Source organism: Novosphingobium umbonatum, assembly GCF_004005905.1.
Taxonomy (GTDB): domain Bacteria; phylum Pseudomonadota; class Alphaproteobacteria; order Sphingomonadales; family Sphingomonadaceae; genus Novosphingobium; species Novosphingobium umbonatum.
The window spans coordinates 39,661-52,344 of record NZ_SACO01000010.1 but is presented as its reverse complement, the minus strand read 5'-3'; the positions used below and the strand labels follow the sequence as shown (position 1 = coordinate 52,344).

The following is a 12,684-nucleotide window of genomic DNA, read 5'->3' as shown; positions in this document are numbered from 1 at the left end:
GGCTGGGCGAACCGGCCTCCCCCCTTTTGTGACGGTAGCGGGCGCTTATTCCAGCCCGACCACCACCACCGCCTTGGCGGGCACATCCAGCAGCAGCTTGCCGCCGCTGATCTTGCCGCCGCGATAGGGGGCGGGGGCGATCTCTTCCTTCTGGCCGGGCGTATTATGCGCGTCCAGCTTGGCCGAGGTCAGCACTTGGCCCGAGACTTTGCTAGCCTTCAACACGCCCAGATCCAGCGCCAGCTTGTAGCCCTTGTCCTTGTCGGCATTGGCCACGGCAACATAGGTCTTGCCATCCTTGGCCTTGGCCGCGCTGAGCGTGAAGGCGGGGAAGCTGCCGCTTTCGGCCTTCAACATAGGCGCGGGCGCGCTGACGGGGATGAAGGTCGCGTCCTGAAACGGCAGATACATGGCAAAGGCATAATAGGTGGGCGTCTTGGCCAGCTTGTCGCCCTGCGTCAGCAGCATGGCCTGCAACACATTCACCGCTTGCGCGATATTGGCCATTTTCACGCGGTCGGCATGGGCGTGGAAAATGTTGAGCGTTCCGGCCGCCACCAAAGCATCGCGCAAAGTGTTCTGCTGATAGAGATGGCCCGGTTCCGTGCCCGGCTCGGTGCGATACCAGGTGCCCCATTCATCGACAAACAGGCCGATGCGCTTCTTGGGGTCGATCTTGTCCATCACCGCCTCATGGCCGCGCAGAACCTCGTCCATGCGCCATGCCTGATACAGGATCTCGTTCCAGTGGCTGACGGGGAAGCCGGTGGCCATCGCGGTGTCGCGCTGGGTCCAGTCGCCATGCCATACCGTGTAATAATGCAGCGAGATGGCATCCATCAGGGGGCCTGCTTCTTTAAGCACAACCTCCATCCATTTGGTGTCATCATTGTTCGGCCCGGATGCGACCCGAAGAGCCGAAAGGTCATTATGCATATGGAAGGTCGACCCGTTCTTGTGATGGAACGTGGCGAACTTGCGATATTCATTGGCGAAATATTCGGGCGTCTGCGCGCCGCCGCAACCCCATGCCTCGTTGCCAATGCCGACAAAGCCGACCTTGAACGGCTCTGCATGACCATTGGCGCGGCGTTCCTGCGCCAGCGTATCCTCGCCGGTGGAGGTCAGATAGGTCATCCATTCGCGCATCGAGGCAGGCGTGGCGGTGGCCATGTTGATCGCCACATAGGTGTCGGTGTCGATCTGCTCGGCAAAATCAAAAAATTCGTGGGTGCCAAAGGCGTTGGTTTCGATCCCGCCCCACCAGTCATTCTTGCGCACAGGGCGCTTGGCGGCGGGGCCAATGCCGTCGCGCCAATTGTAAATGTCGGCAAAGCAACCGCCGGGCCAACGCACGACGGGCACTTTGACCGCTTTCAACGCATCCACCACATCCTTGCGGATGCCGCGGGTGTTGGGAATGGTGCTGTCCGGCCCGACCCAGATGCCATCGTAAATATCGCGGCCCAGATGCTCGGCAAACTGGCCCTGGATATTACGCGACAGCACGGGGCCGGGCTGGTCAGCCCGGATCGTGCCAGAGATCACCTCCTGCGCGGCGGCAGGCGTTGTCAAAGTGGCCAAAGCCACCGCCATCAAAGACACGAGTCCGCGCATGGTCCTTATTCCTTCCAGCTCTTGGCGGGCAGGGTGATGCTCACCTTCTCGCCCAGCGTTTCGGCATCCTTGCCCAGCGCAAAGCTATAGGTGCCCTTAGGGCTGGTCCAGAGGCCATTCTTCCAGTCGGCCAGCAGGCGCGGGTCGATGGTCAGGCTGACCGGCTTGGATTCGCCAGCCTTCAGCGACACGCGGGCAAAGCCGACCAGACGCTGCTTCACTTCACCATTGCGGGTGGTGAGGTAAAGCTGGGCCACTTCATCACCGTCACGCTGGCCGGTGTTCTTGACCGTGAAGGTGGCGGTCAGACCCTTGACCGACAGGCCGCTGGACTGGAAGCTGGTGTAAGACAGGCCATAGCCGAAGGGGAACAGCGCCTTCTGCCCCTTACGCGCGAACCAGCGATAGCCAACGTCGGAACCTTCAATGTCATAGTCGGCATGCAGGATATCGCTGCCCGAGGTGGGATCACCGGCAAAATTGGGTTCAACCCAGTCGCTGCCATCCAGCTTGGGACGGGGCAGCTGATCGGTGCTGGCGGGGAAGGTGATCGGCAGGCGGCCCGAAGGGTTAGTATCGCCAAACAGCACCGAAGCGATGGCTTCACCACCACGCGCGCCCGGATACCATGCTTCCACCACAGCCTTCACCTTGGGCAGCCAAGGCATCACCACCGGACCGCCGGTTTCCAGCACGACGATCGTGTTGGGATTGGCAGCGGCGACGGCGGCGATCAGCTCGTCCTGACCCTGCGGCAGGTGCAGGTCGGGCACGTCCAGACCTTCGGTGGTAAATTGGGTGACAAACACCACCGCTACTTCGGCCTGCTTGGCCTTTTCCACCGCATCGGTGATGTAGCGGCCATCGCGATAGGTCACCTTGGCCTGCGGAGCCTGAGCGGTGATCGCCTTCAGCGGGCTGGAACGGTGATAGTTCTGGCCGATGAGGCCAGCCCAGACGCCCGTGCCCGACAGCGGGATCGAATAGACTGCACCGCCTTCACCCTGCACCTGCGACGAGCCACCGCCCGACAGCACGCCGCCATCGGCATAGCCGCCGATCACGGCAATCGACTTGGCAGTCTTCATCAAAGGCAGCACGCCGCCTTCATTCTTGAGCAGAACGATGCCCTGCTTGGCGGTCTCTTCGGCCACCTTGGCATGGGCCGCAAAGTCGATCTTCTCGCCGCCCTTGGCGGGGAATTTGTCAATGCCCGCAGCATAGATCGCGGTCAGCACGCGCTGGTTCATATTGTCCAGACGCGCGGCCCATTTGGGATCAGCCTTGGCCTTGTCGGCCAGCTTGTCGGCAAAGAACAGCCCCTTGTCCAGTTCGGCACCCGACTGCTGGTCCAGACCGTTGATGGCGGCTTCGACGCCGGGCACCGCGCCCCAGTCGGACATGACAAAGCCCTTCCAGCCCCAGTCCTTCTTCAGCACCTTGTTGAGCAGGAAATCGTTGGAACAGGCGTTCTGGCCGCCCACGCGGTTATAGGCGCACATCACCGACAAGGGCTGGCCCTGTTCAATGCCGATCTTGAACGCCAGCAGGTCGGATTCCTTGGCGGCCGCCTCGCTGATTTTGATATCGACATATTTGCGGCCGGTTTCCTGACCGTTCAGCGCGAAATGCTTGATGGTGGAAATGATGTGGTTCGACTGGATACCGCGGATCGCCGCGCCCACCAGCATGCCCGACAGCAGGGGGTCTTCGGACAGATATTCAAAGGTGCGACCATTGCGCGGATCGCGCATCAGGTTGACGCCGCCCGCCAGCAGGACATTAAAGCCCTTGGCGCGGGCCTCGCCGCCGATCATGGCGCCGCCATTATAGAGGATTTCAGGGTTCCAGGTTGCCGCCTGCAACACGCCCGAAGGCAGAGCCGTGGCGCCATCCTTGCGCAGGCCCATCACATAGGACACGCCCAGCGAGGCATCGGTTTCCTTCAGCGCAGGCACGCCCAGACGGTCAATACCGGCAATATAGCCAGCGCCCGGCACGGCATCCTTGGGGATCACCACATTGCCCATGCCCAGATCCATCGGCATGATGCCATGGGTCAGGATGGTCTTTTCTTCCGGCTTCATCGCCTTGACCGTGGCCGCCGCACGCGCGTCAGCCGCCTTGATTGTGGCGGCGGTGGGAGCTTCCTGTGCCTGCGCGGTGCTTGCCGCCAAAACCATCGCGCCCAGCGCGGCGCCGGACCACAAAACCATCTTGCCCATGGATATCCTCATTTCTGTGATGTGTTGGGGGGAAAGGGAGAGGGAGGGAAAAGTGAGAGGGGGTTTCACAAAAAAGGGCAGGCGCGGTTCCCGAAAGACCCGTGCCTGCCCCCTTTTCAGATCACGCTAACGCGCTCCGGATCAGAACTTGATGCCGGTGCGAACGCCATAGGTGCGCGGTTCCTGGAAGGTCACCGTGGCGGCGATACCCGAAGCAGCCGAAGCCACCGTGATCGCGTTTTCGATGTTCTTCACAAAGCCCTGCACGTACCAACGGTTTTCCTCGGCCTTGTAGCTGAGGGTGAAGTCGGTCTTGGTGTAGCCGGGCTGACGGAACAGGATCAGGTAGGACAGATCCTGCATGTAGTAAGCGCTCGAGATCTTCGACATCACGTTCGCTTCGATATGCGCACCCGAAGCCAGCGGAACGTTCTGCGTCAGCGACACAGTGCCGGTCCACTTGGGAGCCTGATCGAGCGGCATGCCGGCGAAGTTGCGGCTCTGACCGGTCGAGAGCGAGGGGAAGAACTTGGAGTAGCGGGCGTTGGTGTAGTTCACACCGCCGCTCAGCTGGGCGTTCTTCCAGGGCGACAGGCTGGCATCGGTTTCGATACCGTCAACCTTGGCGGTACCGGCGTTCTGGATCAGGGTCTGGGGCGCGTTGTTCACCGTCAGAGCCTGGCTCAGCTGCATGTTGCTATAGTCATAGTGGAAGACCGAAGCGTTAAACTTCACCTTGCCACCCAGCAGCTTGAACTTGATGCCGCCTTCATAGGCCGTCAGCGTTTCGGGGTTATAGTAAAGCTGCGAAGCGTTCAGACCGCAGCCGGTGCCCTGACCGGTGATGCAGCCGTCGTTGAAGCCGCCAGCCTTGTAGCCGGTCGAAACGCTGGCATAGGCCAGACCCAGACCGGGCACGTCATAGTCCAGACCCAGCTTCCAGGTCGTCTTTTCAAACGAACGGGCCGCCACGTTCAGGTTCATGACGCAGGTGGTCGAACCGCAATAGGCGCTGGCAGCGGTGGGGAAATACAGCACCGTCTTGCCGTTGCGGCTCTTGTCGTCATGGGTGAAGCGGATGCCTCCGGTCAGGTGCAGTTCGGGGGTCACGTCATAGGTGACCTGCGCGAAGGCAGCCTTCGAAGTAGCCTTCACCGGACCCTGCGGGAAGGAATAGCCGATGGCATTGGCCGAGATCAGCGAAGCCAGCGGGTTGCCCAGGTTATATTCGAGGCTCGACTTCTCGTTGAAGTAATAGCCACCGACCTGACCGTGCAGCGGCTTGCCGCGGCCGAAGGACAGGCGCAGTTCCTGCGAGATCTGCTTGAAGTTGCCGGTGAACACGGCAGGGTTCTGCATCGAACCGAACAGCAGCAATTCGCGAACGTCGCTGCGGTCGGTCTTGCGGTACGAACCGACATAGGTGACATCGATCGTGTCGGTCAGCGGATAGCTGGCTTCACCCATGATGCCATAGTTCTTGTTGTCCTTGGCGCTGGGGTTGGCCAGATTGTAGCCAAGGTCAGCATAGGCAGCAGCCGAACGGTTCAGGAAGGTGGGATCAACGCCGATGGTGTTGATGGTGGCGGCGCTGTAGAAGTTCGACAGCGACACCTGGTTGAGCAGGCTGCCCTTCTGCTGGGCATAGTCACCACGGATCACGAACTTCAGCTTGCCCAGATCGCCGCCGAAAGACAGGCGGGTGGACAGCACGTTGCGATAGGCGCCCAGAGCATATTTGGCACCGGCGCGCTGGTTGATGGTCGATTCCATCGTGTCCCAGTTGGCGGCCAGACGGATGCCCAGACCATTGCCCAGACCATAGTTGATCATGCCGGTCAGGTTGGCAGCGTTATAGTTGCCGAACTTGCCGTCAACCTGTGCTTCGAACTTGTCCTTGGGGCGGGCGGTGATGATGTTGACCAGACCGGCAGTGGTGTTGCGGCCATAGAGCGTGCCCTGAGGACCGCGCAGCACTTCGACGCGTTCCACGTCATAGAAGCTGCCCTGCTGGTCGGCGGGGCGGGCGATGTAGATGCCGTCCATCAGGAAGGCCGCCGAGGGGTCGCCCTTTTCGGTGCCGTCGGTGCTGGTCACGCCGCGGATCGAGATGCGGACAGCATCGCCATTTTCGGTGATGGCAAGGTTGGGCACTACAGCGGCCAGCGAGCGGGCATCCTGCACGCCCGAGTTGCGCAGGCCTTCGGCGCTGATCGCGGTCATGGCGATCGGCGTCTTGGACAGCAGGGTCGACTGGCGGGTGGCGGTCACCACGATGTCGCCGGTCGATGCCTGGGCGGGGGCGGCTTCTTGTGCGAAGGCGGTGGTGGCGGAAAGGGCAAGGGCAACAGCAGCGCTGCCCATCAGGGTGTACTTCACGGTAACTCCTCTCTCTAGGAATCTGGCTGTACGTCCGTGGCTAGAGCCGCCGGATCACATGCCCCGTCGGTTGTGAATTATTGGCAGCGTTGTCAAGACTGCGCTGTCAGTATGTCTTACAAAACACCCCTTCCAATGGTCATTATGCGGCACTGTGTTGCAGAGAAGCCACGGATTTCGGGCAGCCCCCCAAGCCCATTTTCAACCTTTTCATAGGTTTCTTGATCAAGATCAAAAGCTTGGCCCGCCGTGCCTCTCGCTCACCTTGCCATGAGGCTCCGTTGGCATTACTCCATCAAATAGAGCCACCAAACGGCGGGATAGAGGATGAAATTGATGCGATTCGCCCCGAATTTCCAGAAAATGGCCAGCTTTGGCGCGCTGGCCTTGGCCCTTCCCGCCTGCGCCCTACCCTCGCCCGCCATGGCAGCGGCCAAACCCGCCACAGCAACGCCCGCGAACCAGTGGCCCGACCAGATCCTGTTCGGCGCGGCCTATTATGACGAATATGCCCCCACCGACCGGTTGGATGAGGATGTGCGCCTGATGAAGGCGGCCAATATCACCGTGGTGCGCATTGCAGAATCGACATGGGGCACGATGGAAACCGCCCCCGGTGTGTTTGTTTTCCACCATATTGACCGCGTTCTGGCCGCGATGGGCAAGGCGGGGATCAAGGTCATCATCGGCACGCCAACCTATGCCGTGCCCACATGGCTGGCCAAGCAGCACCCCGATGTTCTGGCGATCACCGCGCAAGGCCCCTATAGCTATGGCCGCCGCCAGAACATGGACATCACCAGCCCCGAATTCCGCAAGGCCGCCGAGCGTGCGATTGTCGCTCTGGTCGACCATGTGAAGGACAATCCCGCCGTCATCGGCTATCAGCTCGATAACGAGACCAAGGCCTATGGCACCAGCGGCCCCAATGTGCAGGCTGCATTTGTCGAACATATGAAACAGCGCTTCAACGGCGACCTTGACGCTCTCAATAAAGCCTTTGGACTCAATTACTGGAGCAACCGGATCAACCGCTGGGAAGACTTTCCCAACGTCAATGGCTCGATCAACGCCAGCCTGTCCGCCGCCTTTGCGCAGTTCCAGCGCGGGCTGGTCACCGACTATCTGGGCTGGCAGGCGGCCTTGGTGCGCGCCCATGCCAAGCCGAACCAGTTCCTGACGCAGAATTTCGATCTCGACTGGCGCGGCTATTCCTATGGCGTGCAGGCCGACGTAAACCATTGGCAGGCGGCCAAGGCGCTGGATGTGGCGGGGATAGACATTTACCACCCCGGCCAAAGCAATCTGACCGGCACCGAAATCGCGCTGGGCGGCGACCTGGCGCGCTCGATCAAGCATGGCCAGAATTATCTGGTGATCGAAACCACCGCGCAAGGGTTCCCCGAATGGACCCCCTATCCCGGCCAATTGCGCCTGCAAGCGTTCAGCCATCTGGCCAATGGCGCCAATATGCTGGAATATTGGCATTGGGGCACCACCGCCAATGCGATCGAAACCTATTGGCGCGGGCTGCTGAGCCAAGACTTCAAGCCCAATGCCACCTATAAGGAAGCCGCCACAATCGGCGCGGATCTGGCCCGCCTTGGCCCCAAACTGGCCAATCTGACCAAGCAGAACAAGGTGGCGATCTATGTCAGCAACACGGCGCTGACCGGCTTTGATTCCTTCAAGCCCACCGCCGATGGCAAGCAGGTGGCCTATAATGACGTAATGCGCGGCTATTATGACGCGCTCTATCGCCAGAATGTCGAGGTGGATTTCATCACCCCCGACACGCCCACCCCGCTAGACCGCTACAAGCTGGTGATCGTCCCCGCGCTTTATGCCGCCAGCGATGCCGAGATTGACCGCCTGAACGCCTATGCCAAATCGGGCGGCCATTTGCTCTACAGCTTCAAAAGCGGCTTTTCCGATGAAAATGTGAAGGTCCGCTATGCCGACCAACCGGGCCGCATCGCGGAAGCTGCCGGTGTGCGATACAGCCAGTTCGCCGCGCCGCAGGGCGTCAGCCTCGCCGGTGATCCGCTGAAAGTGGGCGAGAAGGCCAACACTGTCCGGTGGTGGATGGAATTTCTGGAGCCGACCACCGCGCAGGTGGTGGCGCGTTACCAGCATCCTTCGTGGCCCGCCTATGCCGCCATCACCCGCAACCACTATGGCAAGGGCGAGGTGACCTATGTCGGCTTCATGCCCAGCGATGAAGGTCTGGCCTCGCTGTTGCAACAAGAGGTCGCGCTGGCCGGTGCCTCGGATGGTGAAGCAGCCCGCTTCCCGCTGGTGCTGCGCAAAGGCGTGCTGAAGAACGGGCATAATGTCCGCTATGTGCTCAATTTCTCCGCCAATCCCGCCCGCTACACCGCGCCCCAACCGGCGCAGGAATTGCTGTCCGGCGCGAAAATCACCAGCGGCGGCGCGGTGGAACTGAGCGCATGGGGTGTGGCCATTCTGGAGGAGGATGCGGGCAAGCGTTGACCTGCTGCCCCCACCTTGCATAATTCACTCGAACAAAGGGGCGCTTGCGGCTAGACCGCAAGCGAGCCCGACAACAGAGGATGATCTTGGACCAGTCCCCCCCGCCCGAAGACGACAACCCCGCCCCCACGCGCACCCGCCGTGGCACAGGCCGCCGCCTGCATGGCGCCATCGCGCATAAGCTGGGCACGGATATTGTTTCGGGCGTTTACCCCCCCGGCACGGTGCTATCGAGCGAGGTGGAATTTTCCGAGGCGCTGGACGTATCGCGCGGCGCCTTTCGCGAGGCGATGCAGGTGTTGGCGGCCAAGGGTCTGGTGGAAAGCCGTCCCAAGGCGGGGACGCGGGTTTTGCCGCGCAACCGCTGGAACCTGCTCGACCCCGATGTGCTGGCATGGGCCTTTGCGGGCGAGCCGGACGAGAATTTCGTGCGCGGCATTTTCGAGCTGCGCGCCGTGGTGGAGCCCGCCGCCGCCCGCTTTGCCGCCGAACGCCATGACCGCGAGGATTTGCGCGCGATGAAGGAAGCGCTCGCGGGCATGCGCCGCCATTCGCTGGCCACAGAGGCTGGCCGCGCGGCGGACCGCGATTTCCACGATGCCATCCTGCGCGCCACCCGCAATGACGCGCTGACCACGCTATCGGCCAGCATTGGCGCGGCGGTCAACTGGACCACGCAATATAAGCAGCGCGCCCGCGCCCTACCGCGCAATCCGTTGCCCGATCATGTGAAGGTCTATGAGGCAATTGCCTCGGGCGATGGCGAGGCCGCAGCAGCAGCGATGCGCGTGCTGGTTGATCTGGCGCTGGAGGATACGCGCAAGGAAATGGCTCAGAATTAAGCCATTGAGAACACAAAAAGGGGCGGTTTTTACACCGCCCCTTTTCGTATGATCCTTAGTGATTGTCTCTGGGCAGCCCCTTGGTCTGGGCGATGCGCTGATATTTTTCCGCGCCTTCCAGAATGGCGCCGGTGTTGAGCTGGCCCACCACCGAACGCTGGATTTCCTGCCAAGGCGTCTGGCTGGCCGGATAGGCATAGCCGCCCGCATCGATCAAAGCCTTACGACGCTCGGCCAATTCCTCATCCGAGATCAACACGTTGACTGTGCCCTTGCGCAGGTCGATCCGCACGCGGTCGCCGGTTTGCAGCAGGGCCAGACCACCATTGGCCGCCGCTTCGGGCGAGGCGTTGAGGATGGAAGGCGAACCGCTGGTGCCCGACTGGCGCCCGTCACCGATGCAGGGCAGCGCCGAAACGCCTTCGGTAATCAGATAAGCTGGCGGACGCATGTTGACGACTTCTGCCGCGCCCGGATAGCCGATCGGGCCAGCGCCGCGCATAAACATCAGCGTTTCGGGCGTGATGCCCACCGCCGGATCGTCGATGCGGTGGTGGTAATCCTCGGGGCCGTCAAACACCACGGCGGGGCCTTCAAAGGCTTCGGGATCATCGGGGTTGGACAGGTAACGGTTGCGGAATTCTTCCGAAATCACGCTGGTCTTCATGATGGCGGCGTCAAACAGATTGCCCGTCAGCACAAGGAAACCGGCATCTTCCAGAATCGGGGTGGTGAAGGGACGGATCACCTTTTCATCCTCGATCGTGGCGGTGCGGCAATTGTCGCCCATGGTCTTGCCATTGACGGTCAGCGCATTCTCGCGGATCAGGCCCTGACCCATCAATTGCGCCACCACGGCGGGCACGCCACCGGCGCGGTAATAATCCTCGCCCAGATATTCGCCAGCGGGCTGCAGGTTCACCAGCAGCGGGATCTTGTGGCCCACATCCTGCCAATCCTTCAGCGGCAGATCGACGCCCACATGGCGGGCAATCGCGGCGAGATGGATCGGGGCATTGGTCGAACCGCCAATCGCGGAATTGACCGCAATGGCATTGTGGAACGCATCCAGCGTCAGAATGTCGGAGGGCTTCAAGTCCTCATGCACCATCTGCACAATGCGCTTGCCGGTGAGGTATGCGCATTCCTGACGGTCGCGATAGGGCGCGGGGATGGCGGCCGAACCGGGCAGCATCATGCCCAGAGCCTCGGCAAGGCTGTTCATCGTGGTGGCCGTGCCCATCGTGTTGCAATAGCCGGTGCTGGGCGCGCTGGAAGCCACCAGCTTGATGAAGCCATCATCGTCGATCTGGCCAGCGGCCAGCATCTGGCGCGCCTTCCACACGATGGTGCCGCTGCCGGTGCGCTCACCCTTGTGCCAACCGTTCAGCATCGGGCCGACCGACAGGGCAATCGCGGGAATATTCACCGTGGCCGCCGCCATCAACAGCGCGGGCGTGGTCTTGTCGCAACCGGTGGTCAGGATCACGCCATCGAGCGGATAGCCATACATGGCTTCGACCAGACCCAGATAGGCCAGATTGCGGTCAAGGCCGGCGGTGGGGCGCTTGCCGGTTTCCTGAATGGGATGCACCGGAAATTCCAGCGCGATGCCGCCCATTTCGCGGATGCCTTCGCGCATACGCTCGGCCAGCACCAGATGGTGGCGGTTGCAGGGCGAAAGATCGCTGCCGGTCTGGGCGATGCCGATGATCGGCTTGCCGCTGCGCAATTCCTCAAGGCTGAGGCCAAAGTTGAGGTAACGCTCCAGATAGAGCGCGGTCATGTCGATGTTTTCGGGATTGTCGAACCATGCGCGGCTGCGCAGCTTGGACGTGGATTTTTCAGTCATGCTACTCTCGTTCTTTCAATAGCTGGCGTTCAGCGCGAAGCGGCGTTGGTGGTCAGACGATAGATCATCGTGTGGCGATAGGGTTTGCCCGGATCGAGACGGGTGGAAAGGAAGGCGCTCTGGTTGGGCGCGTCGGGGAATTTCTGCGGCTCCAGCGCGATGCCGTCACCCATGCGATAAAGGTGACCGCCCTTGCCCACCAGAGTGCCATCAAGGAAATTGCCCGAATAGAATTGCACGCCCGGCTGGGTGGACAAAACTTCCAGCACGCGGCCCGAAGCCGGATCGGCCAGACGCGCCACCAGCTTCATGTCGGGCGTCAGGCCTTTGTCGATGGCGAAATTATGATCATAGCCGCGGCCATAGATGATCTGCTGGTCGTGCCCGTCGCGCAATCCATCGGCAATGCGGCGAGCCTTGCGGAAGTCAAACACCGTGCCCGCCACCTTGCGCAATTCGCCGGTGGGGATCAGCTTGGCATCGACCGGCGTATAGGTGCTGGCGGGAATGGTCAGCACATTGTCCATCGCGCCGCCCTTGGCGCCTTCGCCCGCCACGTTGAACAGCGCGTGGTTGGTCATGTTGATGATGGTCGGCTTGTCGGTGCTGGCTTCAAACGTAATGCCCAGATTACCTTTGTCATCCAGCGTGTAGGTGACGCTGGCCTGCAAATTGCCGGGATAGCCCAGATCGCCGTCGGGGCTGCTATGGGTCAGCACCAGCTTGGCCACGGGGCCGGATTCGACCTTGACCACTTTCCACAAGACTTTGTCAAAACCCTTGCCGCCGCCATGCAGGCTGTTGGGCCCGTCATTCTGCGGCAATTGATAGGTCTGGCCATCCAGCGTGAAGCGGCCACCGGCAATGCGGTTGGCATAGCGGCCAATCGTGGCGCCGAAATAGTTGGGGTGATGGATATAGGAATCCAGATCGTCATAGCCCAGCGCCACATCGGCCAGACGGCCCTTGGCATCGGGCCCGACAAAAGACTGCAAAGTCGCACCATAGGCCAGAATCTTGGCCGAAACGCCATTCTTGCCCTTCAGCGTGATCACCGGAACCGGCGTGCCATCGTTCAATTTGCCCGCCACGGCCTGATCGGCGCTGGCAGCCTGCGCGACACCGGCAAGGCCAAGGCCAAAACCCAATGCGGTAACCAGTAGTGAAACCTTTGTCATTCCGGCCTTTTTCACGCCTTACTCTCCCAACTTCGCGCCAGATTCCGCCGCCGTGTTACAGCTTGCCCATTGACGCAGACACGCGCCCCATATAGTCC

Annotated in this window: 7 protein-coding genes; 2 read left to right on the top strand and 5 right to left on the bottom strand. The window is 61.4% G+C overall.

Going from position 1 to position 12,684, the window contains the following annotated elements:
* Nucleotides 1-45 precede the first annotated feature (45 nt).
* From EOE18_RS12875 to EOE18_RS12865, 3 genes are all read right to left on the bottom strand, one after another.
* On the bottom strand, nucleotides 46-1,617 hold the full coding sequence (locus EOE18_RS12875; RefSeq protein WP_127710158.1) for an alpha-N-arabinofuranosidase: 1,572 nt from the start codon (nucleotides 1,615-1,617) through the stop codon (nucleotides 46-48).
* 5 nt (nucleotides 1,618-1,622) lie between these two features.
* Complete coding sequence (locus tag EOE18_RS12870; RefSeq protein ID WP_425464295.1) at nucleotides 1,623-3,842, bottom strand: beta-glucosidase family protein; 2,220 nt, start codon at nucleotides 3,840-3,842, stop codon at nucleotides 1,623-1,625.
* Nucleotides 3,843-3,983: 141 nt separating this feature from the next.
* Nucleotides 3,984-6,221: a TonB-dependent receptor gene (locus EOE18_RS12865; protein WP_246027434.1), complete on the bottom strand. Its 2,238-nt coding sequence runs from the start codon at nucleotides 6,219-6,221 to the stop codon at nucleotides 3,984-3,986.
* A 336-nt stretch (nucleotides 6,222-6,557) separates the two neighbouring features.
* Between EOE18_RS12865 and EOE18_RS12860 the strand changes: the two genes are divergently transcribed.
* Both EOE18_RS12860 and EOE18_RS12855 read left to right on the top strand, forming a co-directional pair.
* Nucleotides 6,558-8,714 carry a beta-galactosidase gene (locus tag EOE18_RS12860; protein WP_246027433.1) on the top strand — a complete coding sequence of 719 codons (2,157 nt, stop codon included), beginning with the start codon at nucleotides 6,558-6,560 and terminating at the stop codon, nucleotides 8,712-8,714.
* 86 nt (nucleotides 8,715-8,800) lie between these two features.
* Complete coding sequence (locus EOE18_RS12855) at nucleotides 8,801-9,556, top strand: FadR/GntR family transcriptional regulator (RefSeq protein WP_246027432.1); 756 nt, start codon at nucleotides 8,801-8,803, stop codon at nucleotides 9,554-9,556.
* A gap of 55 nt (nucleotides 9,557-9,611) precedes the next feature.
* Here EOE18_RS12855 and EOE18_RS12850 read toward each other — a convergent pair whose 3' ends face one another.
* Complete coding sequence (locus tag EOE18_RS12850; RefSeq protein ID WP_127710152.1) at nucleotides 9,612-11,408, bottom strand: IlvD/Edd family dehydratase; 1,797 nt, start codon at nucleotides 11,406-11,408, stop codon at nucleotides 9,612-9,614.
* 29 nt (nucleotides 11,409-11,437) lie between these two features.
* Entirely contained in the window at nucleotides 11,438-12,586 is a 1,149-nt protein-coding gene (locus tag EOE18_RS12845) for an aldose epimerase family protein (RefSeq protein ID WP_127710150.1), read from the bottom strand.
* Nucleotides 12,587-12,684: the final 98 nt, after the last annotated feature.